Here is a 19497-nt window from a genome sequence, read left to right as displayed (position 1 = left end):
GCCGACCAGTTGATCGTCCGGGCTGCGATTCAGCCCGAGAATGAAGTATTGTTGTCCCCATCCAAAAAAAACGTCAGAAGCCTTGAACCGCTCAGGCGATTGTTAAGTGATAGAGGGTGTCATGGGTAACGAAAGCATCAATTGGGACAAGCTGGGTTTTGACTACATCAAGACAGACAAACGCTATCTGTCTTACTGGCGCAACGGTTCCTGGGACACAGGCACCTTGACCTCCGACAACGTGTTGCACATCAGCGAAGGCTCGACCGCCCTGCACTATGGCCAGCAATGCTTCGAAGGCATGAAGGCCTATCGCTGCAAGGACGGTTCGATCAACCTGTTCCGCCCGGACCAGAACGCCCTGCGCATGCAGCGCAGTTGCTCGCGCCTGTTGATGCCGCCAGTGGAAACCGAAGCCTTCATCGAAGCCTGCAAAGCGGTCGTGCGTGCCAACGAGCGCTTCATTCCGCCGTACGGCACTGGCGGCGCGCTGTACTTGCGTCCGTTCGTGATCGGCGTGGGTGACAACATCGGTGTGCGCACCGCGCCCGAGTTCCTCTTCTCGATCTTCTGCATCCCGGTGGGCGCCTACTTCAAGGGTGGCCTGACCCCGCACAACTTCCTGATCTCCAGCTATGACCGCGCCGCCCCACAAGGCACCGGCGCAGCCAAGGTCGGTGGCAACTACGCCGCCAGCCTGATGCCCGGCTCCCAAGCCAAGAAGGCGCACTTCGCCGACTGCATCTACCTGGACCCGATGACCCATACAAAAATCGAAGAAGTCGGCTCGGCCAACTTCTTTGGTATCACCCACGACAACAAGTTCGTCACGCCGAAATCCCCTTCGGTACTGCCAGGCATCACCCGCCTGTCGCTGATCGAACTGGCACAATCGCGTCTGGGCATGGAAGTCATTGAAGGTGACGTGTTCATCGACAAAATCGGCGATTTCAAGGAAGCCGGCGCCTGCGGGACTGCCGCGGTGATCACGCCAATCGGCGGTATCAGCTACAACGACAAGCTGCACGTGTTCCACAGCGAAACCGAAGTCGGCCCGGTCACCCAGAAGCTCTACAAAGAGCTGACCGGTGTACAAACCGGTGACATCGAAGCGCCAGCGGGCTGGATCGTCAAGGTCTGACCCAACGCTGAAGCACTAAAAAGCCCACCCACCGCGCAAGCGATGAGTGGGCTTTTTGTTGCCCGTCAGACCCGCGTTCCGAGGTATTCCTGGATCCGCACCACCGCCGTTTCGGGAGCAAGCACCGCACTGTCGAGCCGCAATGGCTGGCTGTCCCAGGCTTCATACTCGTGATCGAGCACCGATTGCCAGGTCACTGCCCTAAGACCTGGGACATCCACCACGCGGGACTCAACCCGACGCCGATGCTCCGCCAGGTCAGAACACACGATTTCGATGTCCACCAAGGGCCGTCCCTGCCGATCGGCAATCTCGCGCCAGGCCTGGCGACTCTCGGCGACCGGGTTCACGCCATCGACAATCACCGTACGCCCCAGCCCCAGATTGGCCTGTGCCAATGCATTCGCGACATCGTAGCCCGCCTTGCCGATATCGCCCGCCAGAACCTGCGCGTTACGAATCGCTTGCTCAATGCTGTCAATGCGCACGTACGTCGCGCCGGTACGCAACGCAAGTTCGCGGGCAATGGTGGTTTTCCCGGTGCCGGGCAAACCGGAAAAAACGATCAGCATAAGGTTTCCTTGAACGCTGCCAATGCTCGGTCCGTTTGAGCAGCGTCCTGTTCAATGCGGGAAAACAGCCAGTCCAGAAAGACCTGCGCCTGCGCCGTGACCTGCGGCGCGACGCCGTAATAGTAGCGCGGCAACGGCATACGCCACTGCGGCAGCGGACAGCTCAGCCGTCCATTCGACAAATCGTCACCCAAAAATGAAGTCGGGCACAAGGCAACACCCAGCCCCTGCGCAGCGGCCTGGAGAACCTGGTGCATGTGATCGAATTGCAGCGCAGTCTGGGTTTCTGATTGCGCGCCACCAAACTGTCGGGCCCAATGGTGCCAGTCCTCGCGACGCGTCTTGGCGGTCAGCAGGGTATGGCGACTCAGGGCGTTGAGGTCTTCAAGCGCCAGGCGTTCGAGCAACGAAGGTGCCGCGACCAGTACTAGGTCATCTTCGAACAGCACTTGCGCATCAATCGCGGGCGCCCAACCGTCGCGGCCGCGTCGAATGACCACATCGAAGCCGTCTCGTGCGTGGTCGGGCGCCTGGGTGCTGCTCTCCACTTGCGGCTGAATGTCCGGGTGCAACGCCACAAACTCTGGCAGCCGGGGCGCCAGCCAGAGCATGGCGAAGGTCGGCCGGACATTGATCTTCACTGTACGCTGCGAAGCGTGCTGTTTAAGCATCGCCGTGGCGTCGGCAATCTGCGAGAGGCCGGCGCTGACCTGCTCAAAGTACTGCTGGCCTGCCGGGGTCAGTACCAATTGGCGGATACGCCGTTCGAACAGCTGCACGCCGAGGTGTTCTTCCAGCCGTTTGATATGACGGCTGACGGCGCTGTGGCTGACATGCAGCACGTCTGCCGCCCGCGTGATGCTCTGGTGGTGAGCGGCAGCGGCGAAGGCACGAACAGCATTCAAGGGAGGGAGAGAATTAATCATGCGTCTAATTTAGTCACATATAGGGCGCAATTAAAGCGTTTGTCACACCTGGCCCGCCACGCCACTCTTCACGCCACGCAGTGGGCGTTATTGGATGGAGTGAGGCATGACCAGCTACGGATTATTTTTACTGTTCGCCGCCCTGACCATTCTCAGTCCGGGCCCCGGTGTCGTGTTGACCCTGTCCAACGCGTTGCGCCACGGCTGGAGCGGCGCCCTGCCCGGTATTCTGGGCATTGCCCTGGGCTCGGTCATCGTCGCAGGCATCAGTGCAACCAGCGTCGGCTTGATCCTGGCAACTTCGGCAAGCGCCTTTGCCATGCTCAAATATGCCGGCGCCGCCTACCTCTTGTACCTGGGTTACAAAACCTGGCGCAGCGACCGGTTCATTCTCGATCGCAGCGAGGGCACCACCAGCCCTTGGCGGCGCTTCATCGGTGCCCTGTCGGTACAACTGCTGAATCCCAAGGCGTGTTTTTTCTTTCTGGCGGTGTTTCCGCAATTCATTGATGTCCATGAACCTTACCCCCGTCAGTTTTTCACACTGATGTCGTCCTACGGGGGGTTGCTGATCATGATTCATGGCACCTATGCCCTGCTCGCCAGCGCCACCAAACGATGGCTATCAACGCCCAGAGGGTCGTGGCTCGCGGCCAAGGTCTCCGGCATGACCTTCTTTGGCTTTGGCCTGCTCATGGCCACCGCCAGCCGTTAGTCACTTGCGCTGCTCGCCCGCCGAGCGCGGCATAACGCCGTGCTCGTCAATCATCCCGTGTCAGCACTTCCAGCAGTTCAATCTCGAAGATCAGGTTGGAATTGGGCGTGATGTGCGCGCCCATTGAACGCTCGCCGTAAGCCAGGTGCGCCGGCACCAGCAGCTTGCGCTTGCCGCCGACTTTCATGCCCATCAGGCCCTGGTCCCACCCCTTGATCACGCGCCCGGTACCGATCACGCACTGGAACGGTTTGCCACGGTCCCAAGAGGAATCGAAGACCGTACCGTCCTCAAGAAAACCGCGGTATTGGGTGGTGATCAGCGCACCTTTGACGGCTTCTTTGCCATCGCCCAACTCAAGGTCGATGACCTGTAATTCGTTGCTCATTGATTGCTCTCGTTTACTCGTGCCCTTGGGGCGGGTCGTAGATCGGGTCCGGGCGGTCCAGGCGCCCCACCGCCTCACTGAAAATATCGTCCCAGCGCCCACCGACCCGCGACAGCAGAAATTTGGTTTCTTTTCCAACAAGTATTCCTGACATCCTGTCATTTAAAAGGGGCAACCCTTGGTCACCCCACAGCTCCGGGTCGGACGATACCTTAAAAAATCAAACGTTCAACGCTCAATGGGCGTGACATCAAGAATTTGCCCATCGGTGATGCGCACCATCATGTACCGGTCATTGACCTGCACCCACTGGCTCAGGCTCTTCGGGGTCTTCAGCCCCCGCTGTTGCCAGTTGGCCAAGGCTTTGTCACCGCGTTTGTAAGCGTCCGGCACGTGGTCGCCAATGTGCAGGGCGCGGAGATTGACGACGGGGGCCTGCGCGGTTCTTTCCGGTGGATCATCGGCCAGCGCAACCGGGCTGATGCCGGCGACAGCGGTAACAATGGCCATCGCGGCAAAAAAGGTGTTGTGGGTCATCGGGACTCCTCCAGTGAATGCCTGTGACCACAATCGCGGTCAATCGTTGAGAGACTCACTTCAACTGTAGCGATGATTTGCACGAACGACCGCCCCACAACGTCCAAAAGCAGCCCGCCAGCATTTCGGTTAATATCGCGCGCCCTCCTGCACGCTGATAAGGACATCCGTATGGCTGTTTCAACTATTGTTTCGTTGCTTGTCCTGGCCGGTCTGATGTTCTACGTCATCGGTATTTACAACACCCTGGTCAGCCGCCGCAACGAATGGCGCAACGCCTTTGCCCAGATCGAAGTCCAGCTCAAGCGCCGCTATGACCTGATCCCCAACCTGGTGGAAACCGCCAAGGCCTACCTGAGCCATGAGCGCGGCACCCTCGAAGCCGTCACCGCCGCCCGCAATGCGGCGTTGAGCGGTCTTCAGGCGGCGGCAGCCGAGCCAGGCAATGCCCGGCACCTTGCGCAACTGGGGTTGGCCGACGGCGCACTCAACAGCGCGCTCAGCCGGTTGAACGTCACGCTTGAGGCTTACCCGGACCTCAAAGGCTCGCAAAACATGCAGCAGCTCAGCGAAGAGCTGACCAGCACCGAAAACAAAGTGGCCTTTGCCCGTCAGGCCTACAACGATGCCGTCATGACCTACAACACCTACAAGCAGACGTTTCCGCCCGTGCTGCTGGCCGGTATGTTCGGCCACGGCAGCGATGCCAGCCTGCTGGCGTTCGCCGACAGTGCGCTGATTCAAGCCGCGCCCAAGGTATCGTTCTGACTTTTTGCCCACGGATGGCTTGATGAATTTCTTCCAGCACCAGCGCCATGCCAAACGGCGCACCGGCCTCTTGATCGCCCTGATGGCGCTGGCTTTGATCTGCCTGATCGCCATTACCAGTGTCGCCGTGACGCTGGCATGGGCTGAGTTTCAGGGTTTCAAGAAAGGCTGGATGACGCCGGACTGGAAGACCGTGGCCATCGCCTCGGCGATTGTGGTGAGCGTGGTGGTGGCCGGGAGCCTGGCCAAAATGTACGAGCTGCGGCACGGCGGCAAGGTCATCGCCAAACGCCTGGGTGGACGCCTGCTGAACATCGTTCAGCAAAGCCCGGAAGAACATCGCCTGCTCAACATCGTCGAAGAAATGGCCCTGGCCTCCGGCACGCCGGTGCCGTGGGTGTACGTGCTGCCGGACACCGGCATCAATGCCTTTGCCGCCGGGCTGACGCCTCAGGACGCCGTGATCGGCGTGACGCAAGGCGCGATCCAGTTGCTCTCGCGTGATGAAATGCAAGGGGTGATCGCCCATGAGTTCAGCCACATCTACAACGGTGACATGCGCATCAACACCCGGCTGGTTGCGCTGGTCCACGGCATTCTGATGCTGGGCCTGGTGGGGCGCGTGTTGCTGCGTGGCCAGGGACGCTCAAACAGCAGTAGCAACACCTCCTCCAGCAACAACAGCCAAAACGGCGCACTGGGCGCGGTCGGGTTGGTCCTGACTGTCGCGGGTTTCATCGGCACGTTGTTTGGCGGGTTGATCAAAGCCGCCGTCAGCCGTCAACGCGAATACCTGGCCGACGCCTCGGCCGTGCAGTTCACCCGCAACCCGGACAGCATCGCCGGCGCCCTGAAAAAAATCGGCGGCTATGCACAGGGCTCTCGACTGACGGCCGAACACGCTGCCGAATTCAGCCATTTGTATTTTGGCCCAGGACTCGCCACAGGGCTCAGCGGCTGGAACGCCACTCACCCGTCGCTGCGCAAGCGCATCCTACGCGTTGACCCGCACTGGGATGGCACGTTTCCAAACATTGCCGCCCTGCCCTCGGCGGAAAACATCAGCGTACCGCCGCTGGAGTGGAACGCGACGTTCAACCTGTTATCCAGTGAAGCGACGGCGGTGATTCTCGACATGGAGGCCATCGAGCAATCGATTGCCCGCATCGGTGATCCTCAACCCGCGCATCTGGCAGAGGCGCAGCAGGTACTCGCACGTTTGCCCCGACAACTGAAAGACGCGGCCCACCGCTGCAAGGGCGCGCAGGCGCTGGTGTACAGCCTGTGGTTCTCGCGCGCGGGGCCGATGCACATGGATGATTATTTTCGCTTTCAGGAAAAAATCGGCGTGGAGATGGTCAATGCCATGCAGGGCCAGGGCGTTGCACTGGCGGCGCTGGATCCAGGCCTGCGCCTGCCACTGATCGACCTGGCGATCCCGGCACTCAAACGCCTGGGCAAGCAACAATTCAGGCAATTTCGGGACAACCTTGAGTCGTTCATCCAGATGGACCAGAACGTCGAACTGCTGGAGTGGACGCTGTTGCGGATCATCGATCGCAACGTCCTGGGCGCGACTGCGGCGCCGTTCACATTCAACCTGAGCGAATGTGCCAACGAAATCGCCACCCTGCTCGGCGTGCTGGCCACGGTGGGACAACAACGCCCCGATCTGGCGCGTAAAACCCTCGCCCACGCTTGGGTGCTCTTGCCCTTCGACGCGCCTGAACATGTCAGCCTGGACCTGAATACCCTCGACACCGCACTCCAGCGCCTGCGCCAACTCAAGCCTGAAGCAAAACTGCTGCTCCTGCGCGCCATGGCCCGCTGCATCGAACACGACGGTAAAGTCAGCGCCGCCGAGGCCGAGCTGATGCGCGCCGTGGCCGATTTGCTGGACTGCCCGATGCCGCCGTTGCTGGGAACGTCCTTCAACAGCGCTCAACAACAGGCTGTGGCCTGAAACGTCACGCCCTCACCCAAACACAGAGAATGGCGGCGCAAGACTGACGGATGCAGGTTCAACCTTTATCCTGAGCGCTGCGTTCAGGACTGCAACGCGGTCCCTCGCGCCTTTTCGTCGACCGTTTTAGCGTAATCCCGGAGTAAGCCCATGCCCCATGAAGGCAATCTGTTGCAAGCCGCTGTCGTGTTCCTGTTCGCGGCCGTGCTCACCGTGCCTTTGGCCAAACGCCTGCAACTGGGCGCCGTGCTCGGTTACCTGTTTGCCGGGGTGATCATCGGGCCTTCGGTGTTGGGGCTGATCGGCAACCTGCAGAGCGTCAGCCACATTTCCGAGTTGGGGGTGGTCCTGCTGCTGTTCATCATCGGCCTGGAGCTGTCGCCGCGACGGTTGTGGGTGATGCGTAAATCGGTGTTCGGCGTGGGGTTCGCGCAAGTGCTGTTGACCGGCTCGGTGATCGGCGTTCTGGCGCTGTTCGTGTTTGGCCAACCGCTGAACAGTGCGATTGTCCTGGGCCTCGGCCTGGCGCTGTCGTCCACCGCATTCGGCTTGCAGAGCCTGGCCGAACGCAAGGAACTGACCAGCCCGCACGGGCGGCTGGCCTTCGCGATTCTGCTGTTCCAGGACATCGCGGCGATCCCGTTGATTGCCATGGTGCCGCTGCTCGCCGGTGGCGATCACAGCGCCAGCACCGCCGATGACTTGAACCATGGCCTGCGGGTACTCGGCAGTATTGCGGTGGTGGTGATCGGCGGGCGCTACCTGTTGCGCCCGGTGTTTCGTGTGGTGGCCAAAACCGGTCTGCCGGAGGTGTCCACCGCCACCGCGTTGCTGGTGGTGATCGGCACGGCATGGTTAATGGATCAGGTCGGCGTGTCCATGGCGCTGGGGGCGTTTCTCGCCGGTTTGTTGCTGGCGGACTCCGAGTACCGCCATGAACTGGAAGCACAGATCGAACCGTTCAAGGGCCTGCTGCTGGGGCTGTTTTTCATCAGCGTCGGCATGGGCGCCAACCTCAGCCTGCTGCTGAGTGCGCCCGTCGCGGTGCTGGGGCTGACGCTGCTGCTGATCATGATCAAGCTGCCGTTGCTGTTTGTGGTCGGACGGCTGGCCGGTGGTCTGGGCCGAGTCAATGCGATCCGCCTGGGCATCGTGCTGGCGGCGGGCGGTGAATTCGCCTTCGTGGTGTTCAAGATCGGTCGCGATCAGGGGCTGTTCGAACCGCGCCTGTACGACCTGCTGGTGCTGACGATCACCCTGTCCATGGCGCTGACGCCGTTGTTGCTGCTGATCTGCGCCCGGTTGGTCAAACCCAAGGTGCAACCGGTGGCCGTGCCGCCGCACCTGCGTGAAATCGACACCGAAACGCCTCGGGTGGTGATCGCCGGTATGGGCCGGATGGGGCAGATCGTCGCGCGTATCCTGCGGGCGCAAAACATCCGCTTCGTGGCCCTGGACACTTCGGTGGAAACCATCGAGCTGTCGCGTAGCTTCGGCGGTGTGCCGGTATTTTATGGCGACCCGATGCGCCCGGAAATCCTCAACGCGGCGAAGGTCGAACAGGCCGAGTTCTTCGTCATTGCCACCGATGACCCGGAGACCAACATCAAGACTGCCGAGCTGGTGCGCAAGCTCTACCCGCACATGAAGATCATCGCCCGCGCCCGTAACCGTCAGCACGTGCACCGCTTGGTCGACGTCGGCGCGCAAGCCGTGCGGGAAACCTACTATTCAAGCCTGGAAATGAGTCGCCGGACACTGGTCGGCCTGGGGCTTACCCAAACCCAGGCCGATGCGCGCATTGAGCGTTTCAAGGATCACGACGAACAGGTGCTCGAAGCTCAGCACGCGGTCTACGACGACGCCGCCAAAGTCATGCAAACCGCTCAGGAAGCACGCGCGGAACTGGCGCGGTTGTTCGAAGCGGATCAGCAGGAAGAAGAGTCCGGCAAGGTGTGAGCGTGCTCAACAGCAGATTCGCGAATCTGACTGCCCGCAAGTACTGCGCGGGCAGCCACGCGTTGCACATCCGGGTGAATGGCGAACGCCTGGGCAGCACGCGGTTCGAGACTCTGACCTAACGCTTCCAGGCCCTGAGGTCGATCAGCCGTTCATGTTTCGCAGCAGACAACGTGGGCAGTTCGTCGACCTCCTGATACCCCTCGTCTTTGGCGTACAGCAGGTATTTGCTCGAGCTTTCGTTGCCGGTGTTTTCAAACACCACATAGGTTCCGCGCTCGGAAACCATGACCCAGCGCGGGCGGTTTCTTTCGGCAAAGGCAATTCGCTCGATGCGATGGCTCACCGGGTCAACGTAGAAGGCTGCGCCTTGCAGGTAGTTCGAGGTGAACTCCCCTGACAGCACCAACACGCCCTGCCCCTGCTCGCTGCCCGCGCATTGCCAATGGACTGAACCTCCCCGCGAATCCTCGGCGTTGTCGTACAACCAGTGCTGCGGGCCCGAGTCACGCAAGGCGTACACCCAGGAATGGGTCCCGTCCATGCCGCGTAACAGCTCGATCCGGACATCGGGCGCGCCCAGCCTGCAACTGGCAATACGCTTGAGTACGGCGGGATCGGCCAAGGCTTGCGAGGCCGACACCAGCAACATCACACCGCCCAACAAACCTCGTAATGTCTTCATCCCGCACACTCCGCGGACCAATACCAAAGCGTCTGACTGGGCGTGTCGCCATCCAACACCGGCATCAACTCTCCCTCGACGAAGTGATGGCGAATGTCGGTGCGTTCCCAGCGTTGCCAGTCACCGGTTTGCGGGCAGGGTTGATGCCCCCCGACGCGGGTCAGCGGTGGTGGTTCGGGACGGTCGAGGTCAAAACGTGTCTGCCAGCGCCGGGTGACCTGCCTGTCGAGAAAAGGCGTGCCCTGGGTGCAGAGAATCGCGTCGATATCGGCACAACGTATTGGCCGAATCAAAGCATTGACGGCGGTGTAGGCCGGCGGGACCTCGCTGCCCGCCGGAATCAGCGCCGGAAGCTCACCCGCCCGCAAAATCAGACCCGCGTTGAAGGGCAACAGATTGACCTCCGGGGCATCGGCCAGGCTGGCGTGGAGTTGCTGCGTCCCGCCAAGCTGTTCCACCAGCGCGGTACTCAGAACGGTGCACCAGTTCATGCCTTTGACACAGCCCAGTAACTGACGAGTCAACCCGCCCGCCTCGTTGTCCGGCTCGACCCCGAGAAACTGCCGGGCCAGCATCGTCTCGATCTCCAGGTAACCCGGTCTGTCGTAAGGCTGGAGAATCGAGGGGCCGGCATAACCGTGTTCCGGTTCGATGGATTCGCACAGAAACCCCAGCCATCCCAGAAAACGCGCAGCCCCATTGGCCTCGGCCAACAGCGACCACGGTAATGTCAGCTTGATCACCGAGCGGGTTTTATCGCCGTGCAGCTCAAAGGTGTTCATGGCAAACAGGCTGTATTCGCCGACATCCGTCACGCCCTTGGCACTGCTCACACACCACGCGTACTGGCTGTTCGGGCCGCTTGAGAGGAGTTTTTCGCGGGAGGCATCGAAGGTGGTGCGGGTGAGTTTTTTCGGCCGTTCATACACCTGCGACTTGAGCACACTGGCGAACTCCTCGTGGAACCGCTCGAAGCATTTCACCACCGCCTGCTTCTTCCCGGTGGTGTAACCCTCCTTGAAATAGAGCGTCACGATCAACCCCAGGCGAATCACCGGCGTACCGTCCGGCAACTCGAATTCGAAGGCTTTGCCTTGTTCCATCCACGACGCCACTGCGTTCATCTGCGCATCCCTTGCCTGGCGCACGCGGGCGCCTTCACTCGTCAGCGGCGGATGGTGCAGCAATCACCGCAACGCTTCAAGGTTGCTGCAAGACTGAATGTGCAACCCCATCAGCAAGTCCTGCTCGCGATCACACAACTGCACCACGTAATCCCATAACACCCGCAGGCGCACGGACTTGTGCAACTCGCGGCGGGTGCTGATCCAATAGCTGCGCTGGATGCTTTCGGCCGGCAGCAGCGGCACCAGTCCGGGATCACTGCTGGCCATGTAACACGGCAACACCGCGATGCCGAGCCCCGAGCGGGCAGCCTGTTGCTGGGCGATGACACTGGTGCTGTGAAACACCACCTGCGGGCTGCGGCAAAAACTGTTGAGGAACATCAGTTCCTGACTGAACAACAGGTCATCGACGTAGCCGATCCAGGCATGTCGCGCCAGGTCTTCGCGGCTGCGCAGCGGTGGCGAGCGCTCGAGATAGGCCTGGCTGGCGTATAGCGCGAGGCGGTAATCGGTGAGTTTGCGGGTCACCAGCATGTCGGCGGCGGGCCGCTCCAGGTGAATGCTGATTTCCGCTTCGCGGTTGAGGATGCTGACAAACCGTGGCACGGCCACCAGTTCCACTTCCAGTCCCGGATAACGTTCGAACAGCCCGTTCATGCGGCTGGCCAGAAACATGATGCCCAGGCCTTCGGTGACCCCGACACGGATCTTGCCCAGCGGCGCACTGGACTGGGTGATTTCTTCCTGCGCCAGCAAGGCGACGTTTTCCATGGCCTCGGCATGCTTGAGCAGTGCTTCGCCGGCCGGTGTCAGTTCGTAGCCCTGGGCGTGCTGGACGAACAGCGCAGTGCCGAGGCTGGTCTCGATGGCCTCGATGTGCCGGGCCACGGTGGCGTGGGTGGTTTTTAAACGGCGGGCGGCGGTCAGCAAGCGGCCGCTGCGCTGCAACTCCAGAAAAAACCGCAAGTCATTCCAGTCGAACATGAGCCTTCCTTGCCGATGCCAAGAGACTACGCTGTTTAAAAACGCACAGCAGCTGAGCAAAAACTAACATTCTTTTGCCGAAAACTAACAACTAGGATGGACCGTAATAAGAACAACACGCTGCGAGGTCATGGATGCAACCTGCCGTTGATGCATACGATTACATCGTGGTCGGCGCCGGGCCGGCCGGTTGCCTGCTGGCCAATCGGTTGTCCGCCAACCCGCAACATCGGGTACTGCTGCTCGAAGCGGGCGGGCGCGATAACTATCCGTGGATTCACATTCCGGTCGGCTATCTGTTCTGTATCGGCAACCCGCGCACCGACTGGTGCTTCAAGACCCAGGACCAACCCGGCCTGCAAGGTCGTGCACTGAGCTACCCACGCGGCAAGGTCCTGGGCGGTTGTTCTTCCATCAACGGCATGATCTACATGCGCGGCCAGGCCCGTGACTATGACGGCTGGGCAGCCGAGGGCAATCCGGGCTGGAGCTGGAATGACCTGTTGCCGCTGTTCAAGTACAGCGAAAACCATTTTGCCGGCGACACGCAGTTCCACGGTGCGGCGGGCGAATGGCGGGTCGAGCGTCAACGCCTGTCGTGGCCGATTCTCGATGCCTTTCGCAGCGCGGCCGCGCAAAGTGGTATCGCCAGCATCGATGACTTCAACACCGGCGACAACGAAGGCTGCGGCTATTTTCAGGTCAACCAGAAGGCCGGCGTGCGCTGGAATGCCGCCAAGGCGTTCCTCAAACCGGTGCGTAAACGCCCCAACCTGACGGTGCTGACCGACGTCGAGGTCGACCGCGTCTTATTGGAAAACGGCCGCGCCCAAGCCGTCAGTGCGCGTTGGCAAGGCCAGGCGCAACGCTTTACCGCACGCCAGGAAATCATTCTCTGCGCCGGTGCCGTTGGCTCGCCGGGCATCCTGCAACGCTCCGGCATCGGCCCTGGCAGCCTGCTCAAACGCCTGGGAATCGGCGTGACCCACGAGCTCAGTGGCGTCGGCGGCAACCTGCAGGATCACTTGCAGTTGCGGTTGATCTATAAACTGGAAAACGCTCGCACCCTGAACCAGATCGCCGGCAGCCTGTGGGGCAAGATGGGCATGGGCCTGCGTTACCTCTACGACCGCAGCGGGCCGTTGTCGATGGCGCCGAGCCAACTGGGCGCGTTCGCGCGTTCCGGCCCGGAACAAGTCTCGGCCAACCTTGAATACCATGTACAGCCGTTGTCCCTGGAGCGATTCGGCGAACCGCTGCACGCGTTCCCGGCCTTCACCGCCTCGGTCTGCGACCTGCGACCGCAGAGCCGTGGCCGAATCGACATCCGTTCCGCCGACCCGCAGGAAGCACCGCTGATCCAGCCCAACTACTTGAGCCACCCCGAAGATTTGCGGGTCGCGGCCGACGCCATCCGTCTGACCCGGCGCATCGTCGCCGCCCCGGCCCTGCAACCGTTCAACCCGGTCGAGTACCTGCCCGGCGCCGAATTGCGCACTGAAGCGCAACTGCACGAAGCCGCGGCGCGAATCGGGACTACTATTTTCCATCCGGTGGGCACCTGCCGAATGGGCCACGACCAACAGGCCGTGGTCGACGCTCAACTACGGGTTCACGGCATACCGGGGCTGCGCATCGCCGACGCCTCGATCATGCCGCGCATCACCTCGGGCAATACCTGTTCACCCACGCTGATGATCGCCGAGAAAGCGGCGCAGCTGATTCTGGCCTCATCGACAAGGAGTCTCACCCCGCAAACACAACAGATCACCGAACCGCATCTGTAGGAGCTTCACCAATATCGCGCCAATCATGGCGGCACCAGTGGAACAACAATAAATAAACACTGTGAGGGATACCGATATGTCAGAACAGGCTCAGGCCATCGCGGGGACACTCAGCGCTGGCACCAGCAAGGACACCCAGAAAGTCATCTTCGCTTCATCGCTCGGGACGGTGTTCGAGTGGTATGACTTCTTTCTCTATGGCGCCCTTGCGGCGGTCATCAGCAAACAGTTCTTCGCCGGGGTCAACGACACAACCGCGTTCATTTTTGCGCTGATGGCTTTCGCCGCCGGTTTCATCGTGCGGCCATTCGGCGCGCTGGTGTTCGGTCGGCTGGGAGACATGATCGGACGTAAATACACTTTCCTCGCCACCATCATCCTGATGGGCCTGGCGACGTTCTGCGTCGGCCTGCTGCCGACCTACGCCAGCATCGGCATCGCCGCACCGATCATTCTGGTGGTGCTGCGCATGCTCCAGGGCCTGGCGCTGGGCGGCGAGTATGGCGGCGCGGCCACCTACGTTGCCGAACATGCGCCCGTTGGCAAACGGGGTTTCCATACCAGTTGGATTCAGTCCACGGCCACCCTTGGTTTGCTGCTGTCGCTGTTGGTGGTGCTCGGGTGCCGCTACTTCACCGGGGACCAGTTTGAAGTCTGGGGCTGGCGGATTCCGTTCCTGCTGTCGATCGTATTGTTGGGGATTTCCACCTGGATCCGCCTGAGCCTGCACGAGTCGCCGGCCTTCCTGAAAATGAAAGAGGAAGGCAAGGTCTGCAAGGCGCCGATTCGCGAGTCGTTCGGCCAGTGGGAGAACCTCAAGGTGGTGTTGATCGCGCTGTTCAGCATCAACGCCGGGCAAGCGGTGACCTTCTATGCCGCGCAGTTCTACGTGCTGTTCTTCCTTACCCAGTTCCTGAAAATGGACCCGGCCCTGGCCAACACCTTGCTGATCGTCAGCGTGATCATCGGTGCGCCGTTTTTCATTTTCTTTGGCTGGCTCTCGGACCGGGTCGGGCGCAAACCGATCCTCATGCTCGGCCTGTTACTGGCCACTGCGCTGTACTTCCCGATATTCAAGACCCTGGCCCACTACGCCAACCCGGCCATCGACCGCGCCAGCCAACAGGCACCGATCACCGTGCTGGCGGACCCGGCCACCTGCACCTTCCAGTTCGACCCGGTGGGCAAGGCACGTTTCGACAGCCCTTGCGACAAGGTCAAGACGTTCCTGGTCAAACAGGGCCTGCCCTACAGCAGCGCAGCCGCCCCCGCTGGCAGCGGCGTGCAGGTGAGCATTGGCGATGTGAAAATCGACGGCTACGACGAAGCCGCCCTGCGCGGTGCCGTGACCCTGGCCGGTTACCCGCAAACGGCCGACACCCAGCTCATCAACAAACCGATGATCGTGGCGTTGATCGTTGCGCTGATTATCATCTCGGCGATGTGCTACGGCCCGTTGGCGGCGTTGATGGTCGAGCTGTTCCCGACGCGCATCCGCTACACCTCGATGTCCCTGCCCTACCACATCGGCAACGGCTGGTTCGGCGGTTTCCTGCCAACGGTGTCGTTCGCGCTGGTGGTGTACACCGGCGATATCTTCTACGGCTTGTGGTACCCGGTGCTGATCACCGGGGTGAGCCTGGTCGTGGGCATGATCTGCCTGCGTGAAACCAAGGATGTGAACCTGGACAAGAACTGACACGGTCTGCCCGCACAAGCGGCCTGACACCACGGGGCCCTGGCAGACTCCTCCATCAACAGAAACGCCCCGCAATGCGGGGCGTTTTCATGAGTGCGGCCATTCAGAAATCGGCTTTGACCGACACCATGAAGTTGCGCGGATCACCGTAGTAATTGCCGAAGGTTTCGGTGCCAACGGTGCGATAGTAGCGCTTGTCGAAGAGGTTGTTGCCGTTGAGTGCCAGCGACCAGGTGTCATCGATGCGATAGCCGATGCGACCGTTCCAGACGGCATAGCCGGCCTGGGTGATGCGTTTACCGGTCGCCGGCGAACTGCGGAAGTTGTCGCTTTGCGCATTGACCCCGGCGCCAATCGAGAAGCGCTCCAGCGAACCGCCGAGGCTGTAATCGCCCCACATCCGCAACATGTGCCGTGGCACATAAGTGTTGAACGCCGCACCGTTGTTGCCACTGTCGATGTCTTCCAGGGTTTTGGTCTGGGTATAGGTATAACCAGCCAACAGTTGCAGACGGTCAATGACCTCGCCGCTGACTTCGGCTTCGAAGCCCTGGGCCCGGACCTTGCCGGCGTTGAGGTAGCAGTAGCCATCCGAGGACGCGCAGGACGAGTTGTAGTCGGTTTGCGCCTGATCCTTCTGCACCGTGCGGAACAGGTTGAACGCGCTGTTCAGGCGACCGTCGAACCACTCACCCTTGATACCCAGTTCATAGCTCTGGCCCAGCATCGGCGTGAGGGACGATCCGCTTTGGGTTCTGGCATTGCCTTGTGGCGTGAAGATGTCGGAATAGCTGGCGTAGGCTGTCAGGTGCTCGTTGAGGTCGAACAACAGGCCGGCAAACGGTGTGACCTGACCGGTTTCCGTCGTCTTGGCCGTTTGTGCGACACCCGAGTCGATGAAGAACGAATCCGTGTCCGATTTGTACCAGCTCACCCGACTGCCGACGACGAAGGTCAGCGGGTCCGCCACTTTCAGCCGCAGCGTGGAGTAGGCACCGTACTGTTTGGTGACTGACTTGACTGGCCCACCGCGTGAGGCGTTATCGATGAAGTAACTGTCGTCCGGTTGCGGCACATGCCGGTCGGGATTGAACACGTCCTGGTTTTGTTTCAGGAAGGAGACCGCATAGAAGTCGTCCTTGTTCGAGCGGCTGGCGTTCACCCCGAACACCAGTTCATGTTGCTGGCCGAGGGCTTCAAACTTTCCGTCTATATAAGCGTCGAGGCCATAATCGACCTGATCGTAATCGTACAGACTGCCCAGCAGGCGAGTGCTGCTGGTACCCGGAGCCACAGAGCTGGCAGCAAAGGCGTATTTCGTGTCTTGGGTATTTTGCGTATAGACCCCCGCCACCTTGAGTGCCCAATCATCGTTGAACTGGTGTTTCAGGTCACCGAAGTAAGTGGTTCGCTTGCTGCGCCAGGTGTTCCAGGACGGGTCCAGGCAGGTCGAGCGGCTGAGCTTCAGGTCCGCACCGGATTTATACCTTGGCAGGCCGCCCCAGCAAGGGCTGGCATCGACGTCTTCATACGCGATGCCCAGGCCCAGCGTCGTCTCGGGCGTCAGGTCGTAATCGAGCGCGCCGTAGTAGACCTGATCCTTGCGTTTGTCGTTGTCGTAAAAGGAATGCCGACTCTGTTCGGCGATCACTGCCCTGCCGCGCAAGGTGCCGGATGCGTTAAGCGGTCCGCCGGTGTCCACTTGCCCGCGATAGTTGTCCCACGTACCGCCCGACAAATCGAGTTCGGTTTTTGCAGTGCCCTGGCCACGTTTTCGCACGAAGTTCACACCGCCGGCCGTGCCACCCGAGCCTTTCATCATGCCCGCCGCACCGCGCAGCACTTCAACCCGGTCGTAAAAAGCCATGTCGCTGCTAAAACTGTCGGCCTGGACGTAACTGTTGCCCATGTCCAGCGGCACGCCGTCGTACTGATACTGGCCGCTCATGCGAAAACCACGGGAGTAGAAATACTTGCCACCCATGGTCGAGTCGTAAACAGTGATCCCAGGGGTCTTTTCCATGACCTGATCGATGGTATTCAGGTGCTGGTCATCGAGCATCTTGCGGGTCATCACGGTGACCGACTGTGGGGTCTCCTTGAGCGAATGCTCGCCCTTGCCGATGGTTACCGCGCCCGTGGTGTAGGAACCACTGTCTTCAGTGGTCGCGCCGAGCATTTGCGCATTGATGCTCGTGGCGCCCAGCTCCAGGGCTGAGCCGTTGGCAGGTCGGGGGCGCAGTACATAACTGCCATTGGCCTGCGGTTCGGCTTGCAGCGTGGTGTTACCGAGGATCCGGGCAAACCCTTCGCCGATTCCGAACGAGCCCTTAAGCCCCGGCGAATGCAGCCCTTCGGTTTGGCGGGCGTCGAATGAAATGGCCGCGCCGGCCGCACTGGCGAAACGAGTCAGTACTTCGGTCAGGTTACCCGCCGCGATATCAAACGATTGCACCGAGTGCTGCTCGGCCGCCGACACCGGCACCGCCGCCACCGATCCGGCACTGACGGTTGCCAGCGCCAGTAGCCCGCCCCTCACCGCACTCGACAGGCGACCCGCGCTCGGCTTGTACACAAAAGACATGCTTACCCTCCCCCATAACCATCATTTGAATTCACTGAGGGATGAGCCGAACAACGCCAATGAAAAGTGCACTCAGAAAGAAATATTCTCGAAAACCTGACGGCGCTAGGTCGAGACCCTGACCCAGTAACGGCTGTAGCGGGTGATGTTGAGTGAGAAACCGCTCTGCAACGCCGCCAGTGCCAGGTCGGTGTTATCGACCGGGAAGGCGCCGGATATTTTCAGCTCCGCAATGCTCGCATCACAACGCAGCACACCGGGGCGATAACGGGACAGGTCGTCCAGCAACTCGGCCAGTGGCCGGTCGATAGCAATGATGCTGCCCTGCTGCCAGGCGCCCACCGACGCATCGTTGTGGCGGATGGCACCCAGCGTCAGGGCGTTGAAGTTCAGGCGCTGCCCGGCCTCCAGCCGCACCGTCGGGCCACTGCCGGGAAGACTGACCTGCACCGCTTTCTCCAGCACCGCCACCTCACCGCCACGGACTTGCGAGCGAACAATGAAGCGCGTCCCCAGGGCCTGCACCTGACCATGGAGGGTGTTCACCCGGAACGGTCGCCGAAGTGGATCTGCCGCCGTACTGATGAGGATTTCCCCCCAGAGCAACTCAAGCAGGCGCTGCCCGCCGTCGAAGCGAACGTTGACCGAGGTGTCGGTGTTGAGCATCAGCGAGGTGCCGTCGGCCAGCCGCACCTCTCGCCGCTCACCGACTGCCGTACGGTAATCGGCCAACAGGTGTTGAGCCGTCTCGCTGCGCCAGCTCAACCAGCCCAGCGAACTGGCCGACGCCAGCACCACTACACTGCGCAGCACCTGACGCCGTGATCGTTCAGCGCCCTGCAAGGTCGGCGCAACAAACGCGCCTGGCACGCGCCCCATCTGCTGGCGCACCGACTCGATCCGCTGCCAGGCCTGCTGATGCAAGGCATCGGCGGCCTGCCACGCGCGCCAGTTCTCACGGTCCTCGTCGCTTGCCTGCCCCGATTCGAGTCGGGCGTACCATTGCGCCGCAGCACTCAAGGCCTGCGATTCGGAGGCTGACAATGGGGATTGGGGGGACGTCATGAGCGCTGCATCTGAAGTTGCATCAGGCAGCAATGTTCCATGGCCTTGGCCATGTAGTTGTTCACCGTGCGCGTCGAAATGCCCAACCGCCCGGCGATGTCCGGATAGGTCAGGCCTTCGAACTGGGACAGAATAAACACCTGCTTGACCTTCGAACCCAGGCCTTCGAGCATTCGATCGATTTCCAGCAGGGCTTGCAGCATGATCGCCTGTTCTTCGAGGGACGGTTGCTCCCCTTCAGGCGCACAGGCCAGGACGTCCAGATAGGACTGCTCCAGCGAACGGCGGCGAAACAAATCGATCAGCAAACCCTTGGCGACCCTCGACAGGTACGGCCGTGGTTCGCGAATGTCCATGGCGTTGCGAGCCTTGATGACACGCACGAACGTGTCTTGCGTCAGGTCCGCGGCATCGCAGGCGCTGGCCAGACGTTTGCGCAGCCAACCGAGCAGCCAGCCGTGATGCTCGCAGTACAGATCATTGACGGCACTGCGCAGGGAAAGGTCGTTGGCGGGCATGACGATGAAAATTCACTAGTGATAATGAATCGCATTGTCATGTAGCGTTCTGGCGTTGGCAATAGGCAGGTGCCCGCGC

The 19497-nt window shown here is 61.1% G+C and carries 18 protein-coding genes; 7 read left to right on the top strand and 11 right to left on the bottom strand.

Features of this window, described 5'->3' with window-relative positions; all coding sequences use genetic code 11:
* Positions 1-121 precede the first annotated feature (121 nt).
* Positions 122-1141 carry a branched-chain amino acid aminotransferase gene (locus tag AC1Z1G_RS11835; RefSeq protein ID WP_483627133.1) on the top strand — a complete coding sequence of 340 codons (1020 nt, stop codon included), beginning with the start codon at positions 122-124 and terminating at the stop codon, positions 1139-1141.
* A gap of 65 nt (positions 1142-1206) precedes the next feature.
* Here the strand turns inward: AC1Z1G_RS11835 and AC1Z1G_RS11830 are convergent, their stop codons facing one another.
* A complete protein-coding gene (locus tag AC1Z1G_RS11830) occupies positions 1207-1713 on the bottom strand; it encodes a P-loop nucleotide/nucleoside kinase family protein (protein ID WP_483627131.1) in 507 nt (168 codons plus the stop codon).
* Positions 1707-2639, bottom strand: coding sequence for a LysR substrate-binding domain-containing protein (locus AC1Z1G_RS11825; RefSeq protein ID WP_483627129.1), 933 nt, complete (start codon positions 2637-2639; stop codon positions 1707-1709). The genes AC1Z1G_RS11830 and AC1Z1G_RS11825 overlap by 7 nt, the downstream gene beginning before the upstream one ends.
* A 106-nt stretch (positions 2640-2745) precedes the next feature.
* Here AC1Z1G_RS11825 and AC1Z1G_RS11820 point away from each other — a divergent pair, with 106 nt between their 5' ends.
* Positions 2746-3354, top strand: a complete 609-nt coding sequence (locus tag AC1Z1G_RS11820; RefSeq protein ID WP_483627127.1) for a LysE family translocator — start codon at positions 2746-2748, stop codon at positions 3352-3354.
* Between the two features lie 46 nt (positions 3355-3400).
* Here AC1Z1G_RS11820 and AC1Z1G_RS11815 read toward each other — a convergent pair whose 3' ends face one another.
* The 3 genes from AC1Z1G_RS11815 to AC1Z1G_RS11805 all read right to left on the bottom strand — a co-directional run bounded on the left by AC1Z1G_RS11815 (position 3401) and on the right by AC1Z1G_RS11805 (position 4279).
* Positions 3401-3742 (bottom strand): FKBP-type peptidyl-prolyl cis-trans isomerase, encoded by a 342-nt coding sequence (locus AC1Z1G_RS11815; RefSeq protein ID WP_483627125.1) that lies wholly within the window; start codon positions 3740-3742, stop codon positions 3401-3403.
* Between the two features lie 13 nt (positions 3743-3755).
* Positions 3756-3896 (bottom strand): hypothetical protein, encoded by a 141-nt coding sequence (locus AC1Z1G_RS11810; protein WP_483627123.1) that lies wholly within the window; start codon positions 3894-3896, stop codon positions 3756-3758.
* A gap of 74 nt (positions 3897-3970) precedes the next feature.
* Positions 3971-4279, bottom strand: coding sequence for an RcnB family protein (locus AC1Z1G_RS11805; protein ID WP_483627121.1), 309 nt, complete (start codon positions 4277-4279; stop codon positions 3971-3973).
* A 171-nt stretch (positions 4280-4450) separates the two neighbouring features.
* On the opposite strand from AC1Z1G_RS11805, the gene AC1Z1G_RS11800 reads away from it, so the two are divergent.
* From AC1Z1G_RS11800 to AC1Z1G_RS11790, 3 genes are all read left to right on the top strand, one after another.
* The gene (locus AC1Z1G_RS11800) at positions 4451-5047 is read left to right on the top strand and encodes a LemA family protein (RefSeq protein ID WP_483627119.1); all 597 of its coding nucleotides are present in this window, start codon (positions 4451-4453) and stop codon (positions 5045-5047) included.
* 22 nt (positions 5048-5069) lie between these two features.
* Positions 5070-7010 carry a M48 family metallopeptidase gene (locus tag AC1Z1G_RS11795; protein ID WP_483627117.1) on the top strand — a complete coding sequence of 647 codons (1941 nt, stop codon included), beginning with the start codon at positions 5070-5072 and terminating at the stop codon, positions 7008-7010.
* Positions 7011-7160: 150 nt separating this feature from the next.
* Positions 7161-8969 (top strand): monovalent cation:proton antiporter-2 (CPA2) family protein, encoded by a 1809-nt coding sequence (locus AC1Z1G_RS11790; RefSeq protein WP_483627115.1) that lies wholly within the window; start codon positions 7161-7163, stop codon positions 8967-8969.
* 118 nt (positions 8970-9087) lie between these two features.
* Here AC1Z1G_RS11790 and AC1Z1G_RS11785 read toward each other — a convergent pair whose 3' ends face one another.
* The 3 genes from AC1Z1G_RS11785 to AC1Z1G_RS11775 form a co-directional block, all read right to left on the bottom strand.
* Complete coding sequence (locus AC1Z1G_RS11785) at positions 9088-9654, bottom strand: hypothetical protein (protein ID WP_483627113.1); 567 nt, start codon at positions 9652-9654, stop codon at positions 9088-9090.
* A complete protein-coding gene (locus AC1Z1G_RS11780; RefSeq protein WP_483627111.1) occupies positions 9651-10778 on the bottom strand; it encodes a type VI immunity family protein in 1128 nt (375 codons plus the stop codon). The genes AC1Z1G_RS11785 and AC1Z1G_RS11780 overlap by 4 nt, the downstream gene beginning before the upstream one ends.
* A gap of 63 nt (positions 10779-10841) precedes the next feature.
* The gene (locus AC1Z1G_RS11775; protein WP_483627109.1) at positions 10842-11765 is read right to left on the bottom strand and encodes a LysR family transcriptional regulator; all 924 of its coding nucleotides are present in this window, start codon (positions 11763-11765) and stop codon (positions 10842-10844) included.
* A gap of 134 nt (positions 11766-11899) precedes the next feature.
* Between AC1Z1G_RS11775 and AC1Z1G_RS11770 the strand changes: the two genes are divergently transcribed.
* Positions 11900-13552, top strand: a complete 1653-nt coding sequence (locus tag AC1Z1G_RS11770; protein ID WP_483627107.1) for a GMC family oxidoreductase — start codon at positions 11900-11902, stop codon at positions 13550-13552.
* A gap of 76 nt (positions 13553-13628) precedes the next feature.
* Positions 13629-15251: an MFS transporter gene (locus tag AC1Z1G_RS11765; RefSeq protein WP_483627105.1), complete on the top strand. Its 1623-nt coding sequence runs from the start codon at positions 13629-13631 to the stop codon at positions 15249-15251.
* A 103-nt stretch (positions 15252-15354) separates the two neighbouring features.
* Here the strand turns inward: AC1Z1G_RS11765 and AC1Z1G_RS11760 are convergent, their stop codons facing one another.
* From AC1Z1G_RS11760 to AC1Z1G_RS11750, 3 genes are all read right to left on the bottom strand, one after another.
* Complete coding sequence (locus AC1Z1G_RS11760) at positions 15355-17835, bottom strand: TonB-dependent siderophore receptor (RefSeq protein ID WP_483627103.1); 2481 nt, start codon at positions 17833-17835, stop codon at positions 15355-15357.
* Between the two features lie 105 nt (positions 17836-17940).
* A complete protein-coding gene (locus AC1Z1G_RS11755) occupies positions 17941-18900 on the bottom strand; it encodes a FecR domain-containing protein (protein ID WP_483627101.1) in 960 nt (319 codons plus the stop codon).
* Positions 18897-19418: a sigma-70 family RNA polymerase sigma factor gene (locus tag AC1Z1G_RS11750; RefSeq protein WP_483627099.1), complete on the bottom strand. Its 522-nt coding sequence runs from the start codon at positions 19416-19418 to the stop codon at positions 18897-18899. The genes AC1Z1G_RS11755 and AC1Z1G_RS11750 overlap by 4 nt, the downstream gene beginning before the upstream one ends.
* Positions 19419-19497 lie beyond the last annotated feature (79 nt).

The organism is Pseudomonas sp. JL27(2026), from assembly GCF_056933555.1.
The sequence above is the reverse complement of the archived record's forward strand: the minus strand, read 5'-3'. Positions and strand labels throughout refer to the sequence as shown.

What these genes read in the sequence shown, in the direction of transcription:
- AC1Z1G_RS11835 (WP_483627133.1), top strand. Translation starts at nt 122, where the DNA reads ATGGGTAACGAAAGCATCAATTGGGACAAGCTGGGTTTTGACTACATC.
- AC1Z1G_RS11830 (WP_483627131.1), bottom strand. Translation starts at nt 1,713, where the DNA reads ATGCTGATCGTTTTTTCCGGTTTGCCCGGCACCGGGAAAACCACCATT.
- AC1Z1G_RS11825 (WP_483627129.1), bottom strand. Translation starts at nt 2,639, where the DNA reads ATGATTAATTCTCTCCCTCCCTTGAATGCTGTTCGTGCCTTCGCCGCT.
- AC1Z1G_RS11820 (WP_483627127.1), top strand. Translation starts at nt 2,746, where the DNA reads ATGACCAGCTACGGATTATTTTTACTGTTCGCCGCCCTGACCATTCTC.
- AC1Z1G_RS11815 (WP_483627125.1), bottom strand. Translation starts at nt 3,742, where the DNA reads ATGAGCAACGAATTACAGGTCATCGACCTTGAGTTGGGCGATGGCAAA.
- AC1Z1G_RS11810 (WP_483627123.1), bottom strand. Translation starts at nt 3,896, where the DNA reads ATGTCAGGAATACTTGTTGGAAAAGAAACCAAATTTCTGCTGTCGCGG.
- AC1Z1G_RS11805 (WP_483627121.1), bottom strand. Translation starts at nt 4,279, where the DNA reads ATGACCCACAACACCTTTTTTGCCGCGATGGCCATTGTTACCGCTGTC.
- AC1Z1G_RS11800 (WP_483627119.1), top strand. Translation starts at nt 4,451, where the DNA reads ATGGCTGTTTCAACTATTGTTTCGTTGCTTGTCCTGGCCGGTCTGATG.
- AC1Z1G_RS11795 (WP_483627117.1), top strand. Translation starts at nt 5,070, where the DNA reads ATGAATTTCTTCCAGCACCAGCGCCATGCCAAACGGCGCACCGGCCTC.
- AC1Z1G_RS11790 (WP_483627115.1), top strand. Translation starts at nt 7,161, where the DNA reads ATGCCCCATGAAGGCAATCTGTTGCAAGCCGCTGTCGTGTTCCTGTTC.
- AC1Z1G_RS11785 (WP_483627113.1), bottom strand. Translation starts at nt 9,654, where the DNA reads ATGAAGACATTACGAGGTTTGTTGGGCGGTGTGATGTTGCTGGTGTCG.
- AC1Z1G_RS11780 (WP_483627111.1), bottom strand. Translation starts at nt 10,778, where the DNA reads ATGAACGCAGTGGCGTCGTGGATGGAACAAGGCAAAGCCTTCGAATTC.
- AC1Z1G_RS11775 (WP_483627109.1), bottom strand. Translation starts at nt 11,765, where the DNA reads ATGTTCGACTGGAATGACTTGCGGTTTTTTCTGGAGTTGCAGCGCAGC.
- AC1Z1G_RS11770 (WP_483627107.1), top strand. Translation starts at nt 11,900, where the DNA reads ATGCAACCTGCCGTTGATGCATACGATTACATCGTGGTCGGCGCCGGG.
- AC1Z1G_RS11765 (WP_483627105.1), top strand. Translation starts at nt 13,629, where the DNA reads ATGTCAGAACAGGCTCAGGCCATCGCGGGGACACTCAGCGCTGGCACC.
- AC1Z1G_RS11760 (WP_483627103.1), bottom strand. Translation starts at nt 17,835, where the DNA reads ATGTCTTTTGTGTACAAGCCGAGCGCGGGTCGCCTGTCGAGTGCGGTG.
- AC1Z1G_RS11755 (WP_483627101.1), bottom strand. Translation starts at nt 18,900, where the DNA reads ATGACGTCCCCCCAATCCCCATTGTCAGCCTCCGAATCGCAGGCCTTG.
- AC1Z1G_RS11750 (WP_483627099.1), bottom strand. Translation starts at nt 19,418, where the DNA reads ATGCCCGCCAACGACCTTTCCCTGCGCAGTGCCGTCAATGATCTGTAC.